Genomic DNA, 20,558 nt, shown 5'->3' with positions numbered 1-20,558 from the left:
TAACGTCTATAGATACAGGGGTGAGGTGCATCCCGTGAGCACCTCTGCCTCGGGAGTGCCGTATGGCCACGATTCCATCCATGAAGAAGGTTTCTCCGCAACTATTGCTGGCTGCCAGTTTGGTATTAGCGCCGGTGGTATGTGCGCAGACAGCGCCACAGACGAACCCGAATGGAAGCCCGGCCCCAATTCCCGGACAGACGGGACCAGTTGCCGGAGCCCCGCAAACAACGGGCCAGGAACCTCCTACAACTCCTCCCACGCTGCCGCCATCGACGACGGGCGATCAGAAAAACACAGCGCAGGACAATCAGCAGCCGCCCAGCAACCAACCGCAGGTAAATACGGAACCGAAAGAGGTTCACGTCAAGCAGGGCAGCGTTGAAGATGTAAATGCGGTTGGCACTCGTAATATCGGCGGGCGTGGAATCGGTAACTGGTATTCAACCGAATCTGAGATCAAGATGGGCAAACAGTACGCGGATGAGATCGAAAAGAGTACTAAGCTCATCACTGATCCGGTGGTGACGGAATACATCAACCGCGTCGGCCAGAACATCGTAAAGAATTCAGACTGCAAAGTCCCGTTCACGATCAAGGTCATCGATACCGACGAAATTAACGCCATGGCGCTGCCCGGTGGCTTTTTCTATGTCAACTCTGGTTTGATTCTCGCTGCCGATGAAGAGGCCGAACTCGCCGGCGTGATGGCACACGAGATCGCACATGTCTGCGCGCACCACGCGGCGCGTGAAATGACCCGCATGAACTACGCGCAGCTTGGCACGATTCCGCTGATTATGATGACGGGCTATAGCTGGACAGGCTATGGCATTTATGAGGCGGTGAATATCGCCATCCCGATGACCTTCCTCATGTTCTCGCGCGAGTTCGAGGGTCAAGCCGACTATCTCGGCGTGCAGTACATGTACAAGGCGGGATACGATCCGCAGGCCTTCGTGACCTTCTTTGAAAAGATTCAGAACCTGCAGAAACAGAAGCCCGGAGCAGTGGCCAAAGCTTTTTCTGACCATCCGCAAACGCCGGATCGTATCGAGAAAACCCAGGAAGAGATTGCGAAGATTCTCCCGGCAAGAGATGAGTATCTGGTCACCACATCGGAGTTTGACGACGTAAAGGCGCGTCTCGCGCGCATTGAGAACAAGCGCAAGATGCTCACTCCCAAGAATGGTAAACCGACACTGCGGCGCGCCAGCATCGGCGATCCAAACGATCCCAATAACCCGCAGAACGGCGATGACCGTCCGACTTTGCATCGGCGCGACGACAACAACTAAACTGGCGCGGGAGCGCCGTCCAGCAAACGACGCAGTTCTGCCGTAAGGACTTCGGGTGGCACTGGCTTATACAAAAACGACGTTCGCGGGTCTCCGGCCAGTTCTTTGGGATCAGCATCAATGTGCCCGCTTACAAGCAGCGCCTTTAATTCCGGGCGCATGCGTCGCAGACTCGCAATCACATCCTGTCCGCCCATCTTCGGCATGATGGCGTCGCTGATAACAGCGTCGATTGCGAACAGCATTCCTTTTGCAATGTCTAGACCTTCCACGCCGTTCTCTGCCTGAATCACGCGGTACCCATACGATTCGAGCGTATGCGCCAAAAGATAACGAATATTGCTGTCGTCCTCGATCAGCAGGATCGTTTCGCAGCCACCCTGAGCACAATCCTGTTTCTTAGGCGCAAGTTCTTGTAGTTGTATCTTTCTGGCGATGGGAAGGGACAGAGTGAAGGTCGACCCAACTCCTTCAACAGATTCAAATGAAATGCTTCCACCCGCTTCACGAACGATGCCATAAACGGTCGCAAGCCCAAGCCCTGTGCCTTTGCCCTCCCCTTTGGTGGTAAAGAATGGCTCGAAGAGCCTTTCTCTCACTTCCGGCGGCATGCCGCAGCCTGTATCCTGCACGCTGATAGACACGTTGCCCAAAACTGCAGCCGTTTTGATCGTGAGCGTGCCGCCCTCTGTCATAGCATCTCTGGCATTGACGACAAGATTAAGCAGGACCTGGCTGAAGCGGTGCGGGTCAATTTCGATGCAGGTGTCACCCGCTTCCGGAATCATCTCGAGAAAGATAGAATCGCTTACCAGCCTGCGTAGCATGGTTTCATCGTCGCGGACCAAGTCGTCGACGCATACAATGCGCGGTTGGCTGACCTGTTTCCTGCTAAAAGCGAGCAATTGCTGGGTTAGGCGCGCTGCGCGCTCACCGGCGCGATGAATCTCGGCTGACATCTGGCCCAGACGGCCATCTCCGTTCAATTCATGCTCAATGATCCGTGCATATCCATTGATCACGGAAAGGATGTTGTTGAAGTCGTGCGCGATTCCTCCGGCCAGTCTGCCGATTGCTTCCATCTTTTGCGCATGCCGGAACTGGTCTTCCAGCGCGCGACGTTCGGTAATGTCGTGCAGCAGAACGATGAACCCCAAGACCTGCTTGTCCGCGGCAGTATCAGGTGTGTACGTGGCCTCAATCGTGCGTTTTTTGTCGTGAATGACGATGCTTTTTTCGAATTGAACGGGAATGCCTTGCATCACCAGCGCCCATGCGCGACGCACGTCAGCTTCGTATTGTTTTCCATCCCCCCGCACGGCCAGATACTCGAAGTCCAGCGCGAGAAGATCTTCACGCGAGATCTCGAACCACTCCTCAAATGCACGGTTGGCGCGACGGCATTTGCCTTCTGCATCCACATAAAGCAGGGCGACAGGCAACTGGTCTGTCAAAGCGCGCAGGCCAGCTTCACTTGTGCGCAGAGCATCTTCCGCGCGCCGCTCCTCGGTAATATCGTCCGTAGTCCCGATTGAAGCAATCGGTTTTCCATCAGTGCCCCGCACTACAGTCGAGCGGCCATGGATCCAGCGAATCTCACCCGACGGCAGCACAATGCGAAAAACACGTTCATAAGTATTTCCCACATTATTTGCTTTAAGCCATCCTTGAATCGTGTCTTCCAGATCTTCCGGATGCAGGCGCTTCTGCCAGCCATAGCCCAGCATTTCGTCTTCTGTCATTTGCCAGATATTCGTCAGGACAGGATTGACATAGAGCACATATCCATCGATGCGCGATTTATATACCCCACCAGGACTTGACGCGCACAGACTGCGGAACATCTCCTCGCTCTGTATCAGGGCTTCGGTCGTGCGGACAAGATCGGTGACGTCGTTCACAGTCACAACGCGCGCCGGGCGCGCGGCGTGCTCGGTCGCATAGAAAGCGATACGCACCAGATGTTCAGAACCATCTTTGTACCGGTGCCGCCATGGCCCTGAGGCTTGTTGTGTGCCGCCGCGTCGTGCACGTAAATGCACCCGCTCTTTATCCTCTTCCGGGCGAATGTCGAGGATAGTCATATTCAAAAATTCTTCACGGGACCAGCCATAAAGATCGATAGCCGCTCGATTGACTTCAAGAAAACGCAGGGTTTCCGAGTCGTAAATCCACATCGGGTTCGGATTTCTCTCGAAAAGATCCAAGATCACCTCTCACGCACGACCAGTACAAGAAAGCCCATTTACCGTGAGATCAATGAGACTTATGCGATGGTCAAAGCTGAATGTACCACAGGGGCTATTCAATTCTGCAGATTTACAAATCATCCGTTTTGTGATTTAGCAGGGATCAGAAGCGTTACAATCCCGCCATGTTGCGTATGTTCTGCCTGTTCCTCTTCTTTTTTGCAGGAAGCTTCACAATGCTTGCTCAGACGACACTGGATGCTGCGGCTATTTCCCGCATTGGAAGAACCGCATATGAACAAAACCGAGCCCCCGGTTTTTCGCTGGCAGTCTGGTACAAAGGCAAGGTGGTGTTTGCCAATGGCTATGGCTATTCTGACGTGGCCGCCAAAACGCCGGTAATGGCTGACACGCGATTTCCCATAGGCTCGATTACGAAGCAGTTTACTGCTGTATCGATTATGTTACTGGCAGAACGAGGCAGGATATTGCTTGATGACAAGCTGAATCGTTTCCTGCCGGAGATGCCGAATGCGGACAAGATAACTCTGCGGATGTTACTGAACCAGACTTCCGGACTGCATAACTATCCACTTACGAGCGAACATAGCTGGCCCCTCGAAGGACAGATTGATTCAAAAAGCATATTCGCAATTCTGAAGACAGACCGGCCCGACTTTCCTCCTGGAGAAAGATGGGAGTACAGCAATACAAATTATGCAGCGCTGGCTGAAGTAGTCGCGAAGAGTTCCGGTTTGTCTTTCGATCAGTTTGTACAGCAGAATATTTTTACTCCACTTCTGATGACAACTTCTGGAGTCGGCTATCAGGCACAAAAAGAGATTGCGACTCCATACGAAGGAACAGCGGGGAACTTTGCGCCAGTTCCTGTGCAGCTTAGCCTCGATCTTTTTTATGGAGCGGGAAATATTGTCTCCAGCGCCAATGACTTGATCCGCTGGGATGCAGCATTGATCGGGGGGAGGCTGCTGAACCCAGCTGCAATGCGTGAGTTGTGGACCGCTGGAAGGTTGGCGAACGGGCAACTTGTGAATTATGCCATGGGTTTTGTTCCTGCATCGATTGCCGGCCATCGGGAACTATGGCACAACGGTTACACTCCCTTGGCAGGCGGTTATTGTCTCAATGCTATTTTCCCCGATGATCAACTGGCAGTTGTGGTGCTTTCAAACAGTCCCGATGCGGTTTTCCAGGGTATGCCGGAGCAGATGGTTCACGAAATAATCGCGATGATCGATCCGCATGTAAGTACTTCGCAACAGGTCGCCAGTATGGAGGGAACTGACGAGGATAGTCGCACGCGGACGCTGGCGCGGACCATCTTTGAGGAAATTTCAGCAGGTAGAGTAGATCGCAGCATTCTGAGTCCGGAGATGGATGCTGATCTTACGCCGGCACGCCTGGCCCAATCTGCCAGACAGATGTCAGCACTGGGCCGCCTGATTCAGATGACTTTGAGGCAGAAGACGACACTGGGAAACGGAAGTAGTGTGTATTACGTTTATCTGGCCTTTTTCACTGGCGGAGTTCGTCAGATTCTGATCACCATAACAAACGATGGCAGGGTCAATAGCTTCCAGGTTGTGCCCTAAACCTGAACATCTATTCGATCCCCAATCGGTGCTGCATTTCTTCGAGAGTATGTCCCTTGGTTTCCGGATAGATGAGGAGAACGACGAAGAACTGTAAAACCATCATTGCGGCAAAGAACACAAACGGCGCGCCTGCGGAATACTTCGCCAACAACGGAAATGTTCCGGAGATGATGGCGTTCATGATCCAGTGCGAAGAACTGCCTAGACTCTGGCCTTTGGCGCGCACGCGCGTGGGAAAGACCTCGCTGATATAAACCCAGATGACCGCACCTTGCGAGATGGCAAAAAAGAAGATATAGCCAATCAAAAGCCAGACCAGGTCCGATTGATGCGACCGTTTGAAGAAGATCGCCGCCACGCCTACCAGGCAGGCCGCCGTGCCCACGGAGCCAATCAGCAGCAGCGTCTTGCGGCCCAGTTTGTCGATGACTGTCATAGCGAGCAGTGTCGCGACCAGGTTCATCGCTCCTACAAGGACCGCCTGCAAATCGCCTGACATAGCGCTGAAGCCGCCCGCCCGGAAAATGTCATTCAGGTAGTAAAGAATGGCATTGATACCGGCAAGCTGGTTGAACATGCCGATTGTGATGGCAAGAAAAATTGGCAGCCGATACTTGTATTGAAAGAGCGGCTCGGATTTGGAGCTGCGTTCGAGGTGAATGGAGTCGATAATTTCTCGCAACTCAGATTCAGAATCGGGAGAGCCCATCAGTTGCAGCACAGACCGTGCCTCATCAATGCGATTCTGCGTCACTAGCCAGCGCGAGCTGCGTGGTATCCCATAAAGCATAATGAGAAAGAGCGCAGCAGGAAAGGCCGCCACGCCAAGCTGCCATCGCCATTGCAATGCGCCTAGGCTGAGGCTCTCAATACCGTAGTTCGAGGCATAAGCAAGCAGGATGCCGACCACGATGTTGATCTGAAACAATCCGACGAGTCGCCCGCGCCATTTTGCCGGAGACAGCTCCGCGATATATACAGGCCCAAGCACGGACGAGCCACCAATCCCCAACCCACCTATAAAACGAAAGATAAGCAGCGACGTCCAGCTCCATGAAAACGCGCAGCCTACCGATGAAATCACATAGAGCAGAGCCAGGATGCGCAGGGTCTCGCGGCTGCCGATCTTTTGTCCAATAGCTCCAGCGGACATGGCTCCGATGACAGTTCCCCATAATGCGATGGAGACAGTGAAGCCAAGCTCTCCCGCAGTGAGATGAAAGATGTTAGTGAGCTGGTGGGTCGTTCCGGCAATAACGGCGGTGTCGAATCCGAAGAGAAGTCCGCCGAGCGCGCCTACAATCGTGCTCTTAAAAAGGTAGAAGTTCAATCGCATCGATGCGTCCAGGTAGAGAATTTGGCAGGCCTTAGCGGGGGGTTGTGTCCGGCATGCCTATGGTCCTTTGCTCTGAAATGGTATAGGGAAGGATGCAGGCTCCGAGCAGGCCGGAATCCGCGCCAAGTTCAGCGGCAATAATACGCGTTCCGCGATTCGCATCGCCATTTAGAACTGCGCTGCCGGGTTCGGTGAGCCGGTAAACATAGCTGCGCTGGCGCGCCTCAGTGAACAATGCCGGAGAAAACAGATTCCAGGCATTGGCCAGGCCACCGCCAACAACATAGAGAGGTAAGTTGAGCGTGTTTACAAGGTCGCCGATGCCAATACCAAGCGCGCGCCCAACGTCGTCAAAGACGCGCTGCGCGTCAGCCGATCCGTTTTCCGCCAGGTCGGCCAGGTGGCGTGTCGTGAATTCAGGATTCTTATGCGATAATGTCGCAATTGCCGGTGCTCTACCGCTTTGCGCCGATTCAAGAGCGATGCGGCGCACAGCGGTAGCTGAGGCATACATTTCGAGGCAGCCGCTACTGCCACACCCGCAAGCTGGCCCGTCAGGCCATATATTGATGTGGCCAGCTTCGCCCGCCATGCCATGCGCCCCGTGCCAGATCTTCCCCTGCAGAACAACACCGCCGCCAATACCTGTGCCCAGGGTAAGCATGCAGAGCGAATCGATGCCGAGTGTACGGCCGCTTCCCAGCACGCACTCCGCCAGAGCGGCAACGTTCGCATCACTCTCCACCGTAACGGGCATATCCAGGCAGGCTTCGATCTCTTTGCGAAGTTCAAATCCATCCCATCCAGGAAGGTTCGGTGGATTGTGAAGACGTCCTGCCGGCAGTTCAAGCGGACCGGGCGTACCGACGCCGATTCCAATAAGTTCATACTGTCTGGAATGGCAGGCCAGCAGCTTTCGAATGCCGCCGCACATATCCTCAACTACAGCATGCCTGCCTGCGAAGAGGCGCGTGGGCAGAAGAATTGTCTCGATCAACCCAGACGCTTGCGTGTATGCCGCGACGCGCAGATTCGTTCCGCCTAAATCTACCCCAACTGAAAAAGAACTCATACGCAGCCAAGTCTCAAAGTACTGGAGGTTGACTTCACATCCAGGTTTGCAAGCTGGGCAACAAAATGATGCCCGGACAAGGTTTCGCTGTGATTCGACTCACGGCAGGCGCAGTCTAATCACAACCCTCTGCAATATACACGAAAAAAGTGAAGGTGGAAACGATTCCATTCTGAGTGGTATCGTTTCCTTTGCCGACGCTTGTTTTTCCTATACGCAAGTTGTCATGAAATAATTTCCGGCATGGCGGCAGGATTGCACCCACAGGAATTTCTGAGCACCAGCCTGGTCTCAAGTTTCACCTGGTCTTGCCGTTTCTTGGTCAGCTGATGTTTTTTCTTCTTGGTAGGGAAGAGCTGTTCAAACAATATTTCCGCTGCTATTCGGCCCAAATCTTCCACTGGCTGCTGAATGACACTGATCGACGGTCTCAGAGTGGAAGCCAACTCAAAATCGTCGAAGCCAAGCAGGGCTACGGACTTCGGAATGGGCACTTTCATCTTCTGTAGTGCTTCGAAGGCATAGATGGTCGTACTGTTCTTGACAGTAAAAATGGCATCCGGAGGTTGAGAGGCTGCCAGGTTACTTTCGATTGCGTATTCCGCGGACTTGTAATCCTTGACGGACATGTCGATCATTGTAGGCAGACCGGCTTCTTCAATCGCGTGACGGTATCCGCGAAGACGCTCGCGTATGGTGTAGAGCGTGGTTTCGCCACCAAGACACAAAATTCGTTTGTAACCGTGCCCGATCAGGTGCTCAATGGCGATGCGAGCGCCGTTGTAGTTATCCGCGACCACGCTGGGAACGTCTGTTTTAGCAACAGGGCGGTCGAAAGAAACCACAGGAGTTGAGATTCTGCCGAGAAACTCACCCAGCGACTCACTCTGATAGTTCGCCGGGGCCAGCAGCAGGCCATCGGTGCGGTGGCGCATCAGCACATTGAGGTTTTCCATCTCGATGTGCGGATCGTTGTTCGTAACCGTGACAATCAGCAGGGAATCGTTGGCTCGCGCAATCTCCTGCGCAGCCTCGGCGCAGCTTGAAAAAAACGAGTCCGCAATGCTGGGGATGACCAAGCCGATGGTTTTGGTGCGCTCGCCTTTAAGGATTCGCGCCGCCTGGTTCGGCATATACCCAAGCTGCTCGATCACCGAGTGCACGCGATTCAGGGTACGCGGGCTGACACGATTGCCGCCGTTAATGACTCGTGAAACCGTAGTCGTCCCGACTCCGGCCTTGCGTGCTACGTCTGCGAGCGTGGGGTGCGAACCAGTTTTGCTCATCGAACCTGAGTGCAGTCTACGGCTTCTTTCAAACTTGCACCAGTATTCAGGCAGTCTTGGATGCTGTCAATGCTTCGACACTTTCCAGCGCGGCATCCTCGGCAAATATCTTTGTCTCACCTTCACCCAGAGGTAACATTTGTGCGGCCATGCCCGCTCTACGGGCGGCGTCTAACAATCGCGGCAGCGGCTCATCCATTGGCTCTGCGGAAAGGCAAAACGTGGCGTAGTGCATGGGGACCATAGTCTCCGCGCGAAGATCGGCAAAAATCTGTAGTGCATCTTCCGGGCTGGCGTGCACGGAGCGGAAACTATCCGGTGAATAAGCTCCTATAGGCAACAGTGCTATCTGCGGCGCGAGACGCTCGCGAATCTCATCGAAGCCGTCAAAGTACCCAGTATCACCGGAGTGATATACCGATTGCTCACCGTTCCGAATCGCGTATCCACCATAGCCGCGGTGCCTGTCTGTCATCTTGCGCGCCCCCCAGTGTTTTGCCGGAGTGAGCGTGATTTCGACATCGCCGAGCCGCATCTTCTGCCACCACACCAACGACGTAACGCTCGAAAATCCAAGCCCGGAAGCCAGGTCATTCACGTTCCACGGAACAATCACGGCGGGCGCTTTGCCAGTGAGCTTGCGCGTATGGCGGATGATCCTCCGCAGCGACGGAAGATTCAGATGGTCCATGTGCGCATGTGTTAGCAAGACCGCGTCGATAGGCGGCAGATGCCTGATGGCCACGCCTGGACGCCGCAACCGGCGCAGAACGATAAGCCAGTTGGCAAACACCGGATCAACCAGCAGATTCAGTCCGCCAATTTGAATCAGAAACGAAGAGTGACCAATAAAGGTCACTCCTAATTCTCCTTCTTGCGCCAGTACTGGCTTATGCTGCTCACCCTGCATCGGCTGGAATGCCGCGCGGCCTATTAATCGAAAAATAAAACCGAGATTCGGACGTCTAGCCAAAGTGTCTCCTGCACTTAGACAGATGCGAGAGACCCCCGATTTGATGCCGCAAATCTACTGAGCGTCGGCCTTAGCCACAGCCGCTTCAGCGGCCTGGAAGCCAATCTTCGAATGTGTTCCGTCGCAGAATGGCTTATTCGTCGATCCGCCGCAGCGGCAGAGTGAGAAAACAGGTTTACCCGTCAGGTCCCACTCTTTGCCGTCTGCATCGAGAAGTTTGCAGGGGCCTTCCACGCGGTAAGGACCATTCGGACGCACCGTAATCTTGACTTCATTTTCAGACATTTTGATTTGCTCCTGAGAAGAGATAATGCTCGCTTTTTGAGTGTAAATTCATCTACTGACCCGACATGACAATTGGCAGCGTCGGGGTCGTGGCCCCTTCCGCATTTTCAATGGTGACGCCGAAAGCCTTCGCATCCACGCCGGTCGGCAGCGGCGGCAACACGACGCTCGCAGTTCCATTTACGTCAGGCCGGAAAAGCCCCGCGGGAATAGGCGCCTGTCCGTTTGCTGGAATGAGCCACAGCTCATACGTCTTGTTGGCCTTCACCGGGCGCAAATCGCTTGCGACAAAAATCAGCGCGCCTTTGCCACTTTCGTAAATCACGTGCGCGGTGGGTTGCGCCGCGGCCTTCACTTCTGTCAGTGAGACGCGCTTGGCTGTTTTCGAATTGAGCACGTCGAAAATTTGTTGCGCGCGAGACACCTGAGTTGAAAGCTGTGTGACCTGATAGCGTTGCGCATCTAGCTGCTCTCGCAGATCGTGCGCCGTATTGCCCAGGTACGCGGCCAACAGCAGAGCGGCCGCAGCCGCAATCCAACCCAGTCCGCCGAACAGGTTCCACGAGCGTGCGGGCGGCTGCGTCCTTGCTGGACTGGTTGTCTCTACATTCTTTGCGCCGGATTCTGCGCGCAGGCGCCTCATAAAGCGCTCGCGTGCTTCTGCCGGAAGCGGCTCCTGCGGCACGGTGAGGCTAACCAGAGATAAGTCCCCAAGAATATTGGCAAGCTTCCTGCGGCAGTCCGCGCATCTGTTCAAATGCTGCTGTGCTGCCGCGTCAGCAGGCGCGAGTGAGCGCAACGCGTAAAGCGCCAGGTCTTCTTCCGGAATGTGGTCGCTGTAAATCAAGCTTGCAGGGCCTTTCGTAGCGAAATTAAAGCAAGGCGAATGCGCGTCTTGACCGTGCCCAGCGGGTCTCCGGTCTTTTCCGCAATCTCCGAGTGTGTCATGCCCTCAAAGAAGGCCAGTTCTAATGATTTCTGCTGCTCTTGCGGCAGATTTTGCATGATGGCGCGAAGCTTCTCCATCATCGCGCTCCGCTCCGCCTCATTGGCCAGATCTAATGACGAGGGCAGCGCCACTTCGTCGACTGGATCCGACGGATGCCGTCGGCGAAGCACATCGATGGCCCTGTTCCGGCCAACGACAGCCAGCCAGCCACCAAACGATCCGCGCCCAACGATAAACGAAGAGGCGCCGCGCCACACCTGCATGAGCACTTCCTGCATCACATCTTCCGCTTCATGTGGATCGCGCAATACTCGCAGGGCAACGGAGTAGACGATCCTGGCATAGCGGTCGTAGAGGGAGGCCATTGCCTTCTCGTCCTGCTGCGCTATGAGTCGCAGCAGTTCGGCGTCAGTCGGGCTTTGCGCGCCGCTGTCTTTCATACGCGCCAGTCCGCCCTCCGGATTTTGCAAACTCTCAGGCATTAGTGTGCAAGCAGGTATTCTACATAAGGGACAAGTATCTCTCTATGAAGATGCGTCTGGATAAGTTATTGTTGGCGCGCCGGCTTGCCCCCACGCGGGAAAAAGCGCAGGCCCTGGTGCTTGCCGGCAGAGTGCTGGTCGACGAACAGAAGATTGACAAGCCAGGCAGCAGCATCGCTGAAGACGCCGCCATTCGCATTCTCGGCGATCATCTACGCTATGTCAGCCGAGGAGGATTCAAGCTGGAAGCGGCCCTGCGGCACTGGAACATCGACTTGACCGGGCGCTTCTCCCTGGACGTTGGAGCGTCCACCGGAGGCTTTACTGACTGCATGTTGCAACACGGCGCGGCAAAAGTGCTGGCCATTGACACGGGTTACGGCCAGATCGCACAAAAACTGCGCGCCGATGCGCGCGTGACGCTGATGGAGCGCACTAACGCCCGGCATATCAAGCCCGGCGAGCTGCCGAAGGGCATCACATTTCTCGGCATGGACGTTTCTTTTATCTCGACAACACTGGTTCTGCCGGCCATCGTTCACGCCGCATTTGAACAATCAAACGTTTCTGCTGAGATCGTGGTCCTGGTCAAGCCACAGTTCGAAGCCGGCCGGGAACATATCACAAAAGGAGGCATAGTGCGTGATCCGGCAGCGCATCAGTTGGCTATCGACAGGGTCGGCGCATGTGTTGAGTCTCTGGGTGGTGAAGGCATCGAGGTGATAGATTCACCAATCCTCGGAGCGGAAGGGAACCGGGAATTCCTGCTGCACGCCCGCTTCCTGCACAAGGAAAACGTACTGGCGGCGTGAATCCATCCTGCACCTGAAAAATGTGTCCCCAGCGCCTTGCCCTGAGAGAAAGCGAAGGGTCTCGCAGAGACTTGGGGCGTATTGCGATTACACTGGAAACCTGATGCGACGCATCGCCATTATTTCCAAGCCGCAGAAAGAAGAGCTGACTACGCTTCTCCCTGAGCTGATTCTCTGGCTGCGGGCTCGCGGCTTTGAGCCCATCCTTGATCCCGTCAGTGGAAACTATGCGCAGGAAAAGAACGTCATCCCACGCGACGAGCTTCCGGCCGCCGACCCGGAACTGGTAGTTGTATTAGGTGGCGACGGCACACTGCTGGCGGCGGCGCGCGTCTTTGCCAAGACAAGCGTTCCCATCATGAGCGTGAACCTCGGCTCGTTGGGATTCCTCACGGAAGTGCGCCTTGCTGACATCTATTCCACTCTGGAAGGCTGGTGTGAAAGCTGCTGCGCCATTGAATCACGCGCCATGGTTCACACCGAGCTGTGGCGCGACGGCAAGCTTTTCTCCGACCACGAAGCGCTGAATGACGTAGTCGTCGCGAAGGGCGCAATCGCCCGCATGGTGAACTTCACTATCAGGCTCGACAATCAGTTGGTCGCTTCTTTCCGCGCCGATGGTGTCATCGTCTCCACTCCAACAGGTTCCACGGCATACTCGCTGGCTGCCAACGGCCCCATCGTAGTGCCCAACGTGGACGCGCTTATCGTCACCCCAGTCTGTCCACACCTGCTCACGCTGCGCCCAATCGTCATGCGCGGCGACAGCAACCTGAACCTGAGCGTCGAAGGCATTCCTGACCAGACATATCTGACGATAGATGGACAGGAAGCAATTCCTCTGAAACTAGACGACGAGCTGCGCTGCCGCCGTTCCGATTACGCCGTGCGTCTGGTCCGTCTCGGCCATGGATCGGCCGGGTTCTTCGATGTACTGCGTTCTAAGTTGAAGTGGGGAGAACGCTGAGTAAGAGCGCAGTCCCTTTTTCTGCTCCTCCCCGTCTAACCAAGAAGCATGGCCTGAGCGTTCTCGTTGAGGTTTAGGTAGGTAGAGGTTTTAGGCAAAAGCACCGGGGCTTTAGCCCGGTGAATAATGAGGACTAAGGAAGGGCTTTAGCCCTGGAGCTTTTTCCGGTTTCAAAGATGGTCAGCCTTTTCCAAAGCGAAAAATCCCAACGACGAATCAGCAACACCGCCGCTCTGTCGATAGCGCTGCATGCGCTGCTGCTGGCGATTATCGTCGCAGGTTCGATCCATGCGCGTCATATCGTCATCTTCAGACCCATGACTCAGGGATCATCGCAGCAGATAGCCGTGGTCGCGGTCAGCCGGGGCGCTTTAGCGGCAGTATTGGCATCTGAGCATCCAGCACTCACTGAGCAGACGAAAGCAGCGCAAATCAACATAACGCACCACCTGCCCCCGGCAAAACCAAAAACCACAAACCAGGCCTTACAGTCATCTCGCGCTCAAACCAATCAGTCTTCGCCTCGAGTAAGCAATTCAAACGTTACCGGGCAGGGAAGTGACGCGCAGAGCATGTACCCGGCCTACCCCATTCTCTCGCCGTCACCGCAAGTCCGCGACCGCGCTCTGCTGCCGCAAACAACCCAGAGAATCATCGTAGATGTGGATCTCGATTCAAGCGGGCGCATCACGCAAACCATTCTTGTAAAAGGCATGGGAAACGTCCTTGATCAGCTTGTGCTGGACACGGTGAGCGCGTGGCAATTTCACCCAGCCATGGTCAACGGCCAGCCGGTTCCGTCCAAAATCGAGCTAGTCTTTCCCTTCGACCGGAACTACCCGGAGATCGATTAGCTACTTCTTCGTAGTAAGTTCCTGGAGCAGCACTTTAGCCTTGTCCGCCAATGTCTGAGCGCCGTCGAGATCATTCTCCGCCAATGCCTGTTTCGCCTTGGTCAGGAATGTCTTGATCTGGGTAGAAGTCAACTGTTCATCGCTGCTGAGTGAGCGTTTGATTCCGTTCAGTCCGTTTTCTGTGTCGTTGATCTGGCGCTCGATGTTCTGCCGCCCCTGGGAGCTCACGGCTTCTTCCGTCGATGAAAGCTGACCAATGGGCGAAGTGTCTACTGCCGCGTTGTTCCCGGCTTGCGCTGGCTGCTGCTCGTTCTTCTCCGTCCCTTGCGTGTCACTCTTCGCTACTGAAGGTTTATGGCGTGCAACTTTTCGCGGATGAGCAGGCTCCGGCATTTCCGGCGGCGCAGTCGCAACGGCGACATCGGGAAGAGATGGCGGCGGCAGCGCCGGAAGATTCGGAATATAGACCATCTTTGATGGCGGAAGAATAGGCGCCTGGACCTGGGGCTGCGCGGGTGTTTTGACCTGCTTCTGGCAGCCAGACAGGGACATGGCTAACAATGCAACCACCGCAACTTGACTTGCGGTTTTCATGCCCAAGGCTCCTTTGAAAGGGTCGTACCCGTAGCGGCGTCTGCTTCCAAATGGCCGCGCAATTTCACATCTGAAGGGGCTGCGACTGGTATTTTCAACGTAAATGTCGTCCCCTGGCCTACTCGTGATTCTACGTCAACATGGCCATTATGAAGCTGAATAATTCGATAAGTCATGGCCAAGCCGATACCGCTGCCGCCTCTCTTGGTCGTGAAATAAAGATTGAAAATCTTGGGCCGCACTTCATCCGGGATACCTTCCCCCTCATCGGCAATGCTCAATGCCGCCCAGCGTGAGTCTTCCGTAAGCCGGACTCGCAGTGTACCACCCATGACCATCGCCTGCGCCCCGTTCAGCACGACATTCAGGAGTGCCTGCTGCATAAGATCAGCATCAATCTTGGCGATGACCGCGCGCCCCGGCACTTCGTTAATGACGCGCACGTCGCGCGTTTCCAGTTCCGCCGAGGCCAGCATCAGCACGGAATTCACAACCTGTCGCAGGTCCTGATCATGCAGCTTCAGTTCAACTGGTCGCGAAAAATCGACCAGCGTCTGCACTACGCGGTCGAGGCGCTGAATCTCGTTCTGAATCACATCCAGATGACGAAACGCGGGAGCGTCCTGCGCATTCATCTTGTTCCGCAGCAGCTCCAGATGCACAACAATGGCATTGATCGGATTCTTTACCTCGTGGCCTACGCCCGAAGTCAACTGCCCAATAGCTGCCAAACGGCGCGATAGCTCCAATTCAGATTCGATTTCCTGCACCGACTCGCTGTCGTGCAGCGTGAGCAGCGCCCCCAGGCCCTGTCGCTGTTGCGGGGCCCGGTCGTCATAAATGAAGTCGAGCGAAACCTCGACCTTCCGACCCGTCTCCGTTGTGATTTCTTCCTGCACCAATGAAATGCCGCGATCGAACGCCTCGCGCACAATTCGACCGAGAACCGTACTGCGATCAAAAATTTCCGGCACCTTTGCGCCCAGAATGTGGTCCCGGTCCACGCCAAGAAAGCGCTCAACTGAACTGCTCACCAGCACCGCGCGTGCGTCCTGCGTAAACAGCATCATGCCGTCCTGCAGATTGGAGAGGATCTGGTCGAGGTTTTCTTTCAGGGCCGAGAAGACCTCCTCCACATTCTTCATGCGGCGGCCCAAACGCTCGATCTTGTGCGAAACCTGCACGACGGTGTCGCCCGAGTCGCCTGAATCGCTAGAATCTCCGGCCTCCAGTTCGCCGGCGGGCCCGGATTCAGGCATCTGCAGTTGGGACAGCGCATCCAGTCGGCGGCTGATCTGTTCAATCGGCTGGAAGGCGAGATTGCCGACAAAAACCGAAACAATCAGCGCGACCATAATCGCCACTACAATCAGCGTTGCCGCGTTTTCAATCCATGGGCGGAATGTCGCGCTCAAAAATGTCGTACGAACGCCGATGCGCACGCTGGCTATCGTCTGCCCCTGGCGCACCAACCCAAGAGTGACGTTATAGACTCGCGGCGGTCCGAAGACCACGTCAAGGATCTGCTTCACTGAGGCGTGAAGCAGTGAAGCATAATCCGGACGTTGCGGCAGCAACTGGTCCTGCTGGGTTGGGTCGGTGCTCAGATAAGCGCGACCTTCGCCGTCCGCAATGGCCACGTCAAACACGGTAGGCGAATAGCTGATAACAGAACCAAGAGACGCATTTAACGCCGCATCATTACGCAGCGCCGTGGCCACAGCTGCCCGCAACTGGGCCGGGTCATTCGCATTGATGATCACATTGCGTGTCCCGTTTTCAATGGCCTGCCGGGTGGCGAACTGAAGTTGGTGCGCGATGATGTCAGTCGCGCTGTAGGACTGCTCGATGTGCTGCTGCAGCATCTCGCCGAAATAAAGCCACGAGAGCACGCTGACCACGACGAACACCATCACGGTGATCGCCACCACGAGTTTGGTCTTGAGTCGCATCTGCCTTTTCGAAAACGCCCGTCGCTACTCTTCGGCAGCGTCCGTATTGCTGCTTGCGCTTCCGTACTCCTTCAACTTGTTGTGCAGAGTCTTGAGGCTGATACCCAGAATTTCAGCAGCTTTTGTCTTGTTGTTGTTCGTCGATGCGAGCGTCTTGATAATCAACCGGCGCTCGGCCTCATCTACAGTCGTGCCTACTTCCACCTGAATCGAATTCCCGTCGTCGAGCGGCTGCCGCGTCGGCCTGCTTCCGAATCCCGGAGGAAGGTGCTGGCTGCCCAGATAACCTTCCCCGCAAAGAATCACGGCGCGCTCGATAGCATTGCGCAACTCGCGCACATTACCCGGCCAGTCGTATGCCGTCAGGCGCGACAGCATTTCCTCGCTGATCCCAGCCACCTGGCGGTCATGCTTCTGGTTCATGTCCCGCAGCATCGAATCAACAATCGCCGGAATGTCTTCCTTGTGCTCGCGCAGCGGCGGCATGTGGATGTTAAAGACGTTTAGCCGGTAATAAAGGTCGCCGCGCAAGTGGCCGTCGGCCACTGCGTCATCTGGATTCTTGTTCGTCGCTGCTAGAACACGGACATCGACTGGCGACTCAATCTTGCTGCCTAGACGCCGCAGCTTGCGGTCTTCCAGCACCCGCAGCAGCTTGGCCTGTGTCCCAATGGGCATTTCGCCAATTTCATCCAGCAAGAGCGAGCCTTCCTCGGCCAGCTCAAAGCACCCGGCGCGGCGCTCCAGCGCCCCGGTAAATGCTCCTCTCTCGTGGCCAAAAATTTCACTCTCGATCAGCGTCTCGGGAATCGCCGCGCAGTTCACCGCGACAAACGGCTTGTTCTTGCGCGGACTCAGATCGTGTAGCGTTCGCGCCACCAGCTCTTTGCCTGTTCCGCTCTCTCCGGTAATCAGCACAGAAACATTGCTCGTGGCCACCCGCTCGACAAGCGCGAAAAGCTCCTGCATCTTCCTTGACGACCCGACCAGCGATCCAAGCACGCCTGTATCGCGCAGCTTGCGCCGTGTGACTTCAAGCTCCTGCTGCGTCTCGCGCTGGCGGGTGGCGTTGGCAAGGATCGACCGCAGCCGGTTTGGATCAATCGGCTTCTGGATGAAGTCGTACGCGCCGATCTTCATCGCTTCTACGGCTTCCGCAATGCTGCCCTGCGCGCTGATTACGATTACCGCCTGGTCCTGCTGCTTCAGCTCGCTGAGACGTTCCAGCAGCTCCAGGCCGTCCATGCGCGGCATCTTCAGGTCCGTAAGGACAATGCCTGGCTGCCACGCCTGCGCGCGTTCCAGCCCCTCCAGCCCGTCGCGAGCCGTGTCGGTGCGGTATCCCCACCCTGAGACGAGTTCAGCTAGCCCCATCAGGGCGTTTTCCTCGTCTTCTACGATCAAGACTTTTTCTTGTACTGGCATTCTTTCGGGCGTTACGACCTCATCTGGGGGCTTCTTCGTTTGTAACACGGCAGCCTATCGTTTGACTTGGGTATAAGCAAATGAAGGGCCACTTTCATTGCATGACCGCATTTCCTGACCAAGCAAGTTTGATTAGCGAGACACCTGCAGCGATAAACCCCACATAAGTGACAAAGTTCCCGGATATGATGACGGTGATGACTGCCGATGAGATCAAGAAACTGCTCAGGCTTGAACCGCATCCGCGGGAGGGCGGATGGTTTATTCAAACTTGGCGCGCGGAAGAGATGATCCCAAAGCCCGCGTTGCCAGCACGCTATCCCGCCGAACGCACTGCAGGAACCGCGATCTACTACCTTCTCGAATCCCACACGTTTTCCGAACTGCATCGCCTCGCGTCTGACGAAATATTTCATTTCTATCTCGGCGATCCGGTGGAGATGCTGCAGCTCTGGCCGAACGGCAGTATTAAGACCGTCGTCCTCGGCCAAGATATTGGCGCGGGTCAGCATGTGCAGTTGCATGTACCGAAAAATATTTGGCAAGGCTCGCGGCTATTTCCCGGCGGCGGCTTTGCGTTGCTTGGATGTACGGTGAGTCCTGGGTTCGACTATGCCGATTATGAATCAGGCAAAAGGGAAGCACTGATTGAGCAGTATCCGCAAGCGCAGGAGATGATTAATTTGCTCACGCACATTTAGCGGAATTGCAAAGAGCAACGACTACTAAAGTCTTGTCATCCTGAGCGGGGCGTAAACGAAGTGAAGTCGAAGAGCCTGCCCTGAGCTTCCCGAAGGGACCTGCATTTTGTTGCCCACTACGAATCCTGGTAAAACGACTTAGATCCTCAGGCATCACGCCGAGTGCGGAAAAAATCCTTAAGAATAGCGCCACATTCTTCACCAAGAATACCGGCCGTCACCGGCATCTTGTGGTTCAGCTTGGGATGGTTCATCACTTCCAGCACCGACCCGACCGCCCCAGCTTTCGGATCGGCTGCGCCGTAGACGATCCGCGCCAGGCGGGCATGAATCATGGCTCCGGCGCACATGGCGCAAGGTTCGAGCGTTACATATAGTTCGCAGTCGAGTAAACGATAGTTGCCGATTGCATACGCGGCTGCACGTATGGCTACAATCTCGGCGTGGGCAGTCGGGTCAACATCACGCAGCACTCGGTTCTGACCTCGCGCGATGATCTTTCCCTGCTTAACGACGACCGCTCCGATCGGGACCTCTCTCGCTGCCGCTGCCAGACGCGCCTCTTCAAGCGCCTCCTGCATGAAGGGTTCATCCAGCATCTTGTTATTTGGCAGCTGGCTTTTCCAGATGGCCACCGAAGGCGAAGCGCATCGCGGAGAGAAGCTTGTCAGAGTAATCCGCCAGTCCGCGTGAGCTGAATCTTTCATAGAGCGCGGCGGTGAGCACATGTGCTGGCACGCCCTCATCGATAGCCGCCTTCACCGTCCAGCGGCCTTCACCGGAGTCGGAGACGCGGCCGCCGAATTTAGAAAGCTCGGGGTCTCCCTGAAGTGCTGAAGCCGTGAGATCGAGCAACCATGATGCGATGACGCTGCCGCGACGCCACACTTCAGCGATGTCCGGCAGGTTGAAGTCGTACTGGTAGTGTTCGGGGTCGCGAAGAGGCGTGGTTTCTGCGTCGATCTCGTGTGTATCTTTGCCAACATTGGCTGCTTTTAATATGCCGAGGCCTTCAGCATAGGCGGCCATGATGCCGTATTCGATGCCGTTGTGTACCATTTTTACGAAGTGGCCGCCACCGCTTTCGCCGCAGTACAGGTAGCCTTGTTCCGCGGCCGTCGGAGTGCCTTCACGGCCAGGGGTGCGCGATATATCTCCAATGCCGGGGGCAATGGCATTGAAGATGGGATCGAGATGCTCGACGACATTCTTGTGACCGCCGATCATCATGCAGTAGCCGCGCTCCAGCCCCCATACGCCGCCGCTGGTTCCCACGTCGACGTAATTGATGCCCTTGGGTGCAAGTTCTTTGGCGCGGCGAATATCGTCGATGTAATAGGAGTTGCCGCCGTCGATAAGGATGTCGCCCTTCTGGAGATGAGGAACGATCTCGGCAATCGTGTCGTCGACGACTGCGGCAGGTATCATCAGCCAGATCGCGCGTGGAGTACTCAGTTTGCCAACGAAATCCGCGATTGAAGCGGAACCACCGACGCCCTTTTCCTTTGCCAGATCTTGAACGGCTTTCGCCGATCTGTCGAAGACGACGCACTCATGGTTATTGCGCGCGAGGCGACGAACCATGTTCGCTCCCATTCTTCCCAGTCCCACCATTCCGAGTTGCATAACGCTTCCTTTCGATTCGTTCGTGATGCGTTTCCTGAAGAAGTATCGACGCTCTAAAGATTAGCTTATTTCATTTTGTAAATACGTGAATTTGGCTGACGGTTTCAAAGATTGGGATTAGGCTGGACGGAACGCTCCTAT

General features: G+C 55.6%; 19 protein-coding genes. 6 read left to right on the top strand and 13 right to left on the bottom strand.

The features are described 5' to 3' along the window. The first annotated feature begins 62 nt into the window (after positions 1-62). Complete coding sequence (locus VEV40_RS04235) at positions 63-1,298, top strand: M48 family metallopeptidase (RefSeq protein WP_324830404.1); 1,236 nt, start codon at positions 63-65, stop codon at positions 1,296-1,298. Here the strand turns inward: VEV40_RS04235 and VEV40_RS04230 are convergent. After that, positions 1,295-3,511 (bottom strand): PAS domain S-box protein, encoded by a 2,217-nt coding sequence (locus VEV40_RS04230; RefSeq protein WP_324830402.1) that lies wholly within the window; start codon positions 3,509-3,511, stop codon positions 1,295-1,297. The genes VEV40_RS04235 and VEV40_RS04230 overlap by 4 nt on opposite strands. A gap of 212 nt (positions 3,512-3,723) precedes the next feature. Between VEV40_RS04230 and VEV40_RS04225 the strand changes: the two genes are divergently transcribed. Beyond that, complete coding sequence (locus VEV40_RS04225; RefSeq protein ID WP_324830401.1) at positions 3,724-5,100, top strand: serine hydrolase domain-containing protein; 1,377 nt, start codon at positions 3,724-3,726, stop codon at positions 5,098-5,100. A 10-nt stretch (positions 5,101-5,110) separates the two neighbouring features. Here the strand turns inward: VEV40_RS04225 and VEV40_RS04220 are convergent, their stop codons facing one another. From VEV40_RS04220 to VEV40_RS04190, 7 genes are all read right to left on the bottom strand, one after another. Next, positions 5,111-6,439, bottom strand: a complete 1,329-nt coding sequence (locus VEV40_RS04220; protein ID WP_324830400.1) for a sugar porter family MFS transporter — start codon at positions 6,437-6,439, stop codon at positions 5,111-5,113. Positions 6,440-6,470: 31 nt separating this feature from the next. Next, entirely contained in the window at positions 6,471-7,511 is a 1,041-nt protein-coding gene (locus tag VEV40_RS04215) for an ROK family protein (protein WP_324830399.1), read from the bottom strand. Positions 7,512-7,735: 224 nt separating this feature from the next. Continuing rightward, positions 7,736-8,797, bottom strand: coding sequence for a LacI family DNA-binding transcriptional regulator (locus VEV40_RS04210; protein ID WP_324830397.1), 1,062 nt, complete (start codon positions 8,795-8,797; stop codon positions 7,736-7,738). Between the two features lie 46 nt (positions 8,798-8,843). Beyond that, positions 8,844-9,770 carry an MBL fold metallo-hydrolase gene (locus VEV40_RS04205; protein ID WP_324830396.1) on the bottom strand — a complete coding sequence of 309 codons (927 nt, stop codon included), beginning with the start codon at positions 9,768-9,770 and terminating at the stop codon, positions 8,844-8,846. Between the two features lie 54 nt (positions 9,771-9,824). After that, complete coding sequence (locus VEV40_RS04200) at positions 9,825-10,055, bottom strand: CDGSH iron-sulfur domain-containing protein (RefSeq protein ID WP_324830394.1); 231 nt, start codon at positions 10,053-10,055, stop codon at positions 9,825-9,827. A gap of 52 nt (positions 10,056-10,107) precedes the next feature. Next, complete coding sequence (locus tag VEV40_RS04195) at positions 10,108-10,902, bottom strand: anti-sigma factor (protein WP_324830393.1); 795 nt, start codon at positions 10,900-10,902, stop codon at positions 10,108-10,110. Then, the gene (locus VEV40_RS04190) at positions 10,899-11,486 is read right to left on the bottom strand and encodes an RNA polymerase sigma factor (RefSeq protein ID WP_324830392.1); all 588 of its coding nucleotides are present in this window, start codon (positions 11,484-11,486) and stop codon (positions 10,899-10,901) included. Before VEV40_RS04190 ends, VEV40_RS04195 begins: the two co-directional genes overlap by 4 nt. A gap of 44 nt (positions 11,487-11,530) precedes the next feature. Between VEV40_RS04190 and VEV40_RS04185 the strand changes: the two genes are divergently transcribed. The 3 genes from VEV40_RS04185 to VEV40_RS04175 all read left to right on the top strand — a co-directional run bounded on the left by VEV40_RS04185 (position 11,531) and on the right by VEV40_RS04175 (position 14,119). Next, positions 11,531-12,298: a TlyA family RNA methyltransferase gene (locus VEV40_RS04185; protein WP_324830391.1), complete on the top strand. Its 768-nt coding sequence runs from the start codon at positions 11,531-11,533 to the stop codon at positions 12,296-12,298. Positions 12,299-12,401: 103 nt separating this feature from the next. Then, positions 12,402-13,265 carry an NAD(+)/NADH kinase gene (locus VEV40_RS04180; RefSeq protein WP_324830390.1) on the top strand — a complete coding sequence of 288 codons (864 nt, stop codon included), beginning with the start codon at positions 12,402-12,404 and terminating at the stop codon, positions 13,263-13,265. A gap of 176 nt (positions 13,266-13,441) precedes the next feature. Beyond that, positions 13,442-14,119 (top strand): TonB family protein, encoded by a 678-nt coding sequence (locus tag VEV40_RS04175; protein WP_324830389.1) that lies wholly within the window; start codon positions 13,442-13,444, stop codon positions 14,117-14,119. Here the strand turns inward: VEV40_RS04175 and VEV40_RS04170 are convergent, their stop codons facing one another. From VEV40_RS04170 to VEV40_RS04160, 3 genes are read right to left on the bottom strand one after another with little or no spacing between them, the layout of a single operon-like run. Further along, entirely contained in the window at positions 14,120-14,713 is a 594-nt protein-coding gene (locus VEV40_RS04170) for a hypothetical protein (RefSeq protein ID WP_324830387.1), read from the bottom strand. After that, positions 14,710-16,665, bottom strand: a complete 1,956-nt coding sequence (locus tag VEV40_RS04165) for a sensor histidine kinase (protein ID WP_324830386.1) — start codon at positions 16,663-16,665, stop codon at positions 14,710-14,712. Before VEV40_RS04165 ends, VEV40_RS04170 begins: the two co-directional genes overlap by 4 nt. A 24-nt stretch (positions 16,666-16,689) precedes the next feature. Next, on the bottom strand, positions 16,690-18,090 hold the full coding sequence (locus tag VEV40_RS04160) for a sigma-54 dependent transcriptional regulator (RefSeq protein WP_324830385.1): 1,401 nt from the start codon (positions 18,088-18,090) through the stop codon (positions 16,690-16,692). A 185-nt stretch (positions 18,091-18,275) separates the two neighbouring features. On the opposite strand from VEV40_RS04160, the gene VEV40_RS04155 reads away from it, so the two are divergent. After that, entirely contained in the window at positions 18,276-18,791 is a 516-nt protein-coding gene (locus VEV40_RS04155; protein WP_324830383.1) for a cupin domain-containing protein, read from the top strand. 146 nt (positions 18,792-18,937) lie between these two features. Here VEV40_RS04155 and tadA read toward each other — a convergent pair whose 3' ends face one another. Next, positions 18,938-19,390, bottom strand: a complete 453-nt coding sequence (gene tadA / locus VEV40_RS04150) for a tRNA adenosine(34) deaminase TadA (protein WP_324830382.1) — start codon at positions 19,388-19,390, stop codon at positions 18,938-18,940. A gap of 4 nt (positions 19,391-19,394) precedes the next feature. Continuing rightward, complete coding sequence (gene gnd, locus VEV40_RS04145; RefSeq protein WP_324830381.1) at positions 19,395-20,417, bottom strand: phosphogluconate dehydrogenase (NAD(+)-dependent, decarboxylating); 1,023 nt, start codon at positions 20,415-20,417, stop codon at positions 19,395-19,397. Between the last annotated feature and the right edge of the window lie 141 nt (positions 20,418-20,558).

It is taken from the genome of Alloacidobacterium sp. (genome assembly GCF_035631355.1).
Taxonomy (GTDB): Bacteria; Acidobacteriota; Terriglobia; order Terriglobales; family Acidobacteriaceae; genus Alloacidobacterium.
Note: the sequence above shows the minus strand (reverse complement) of the source record. Positions and strands in the feature narration are given on the sequence as shown.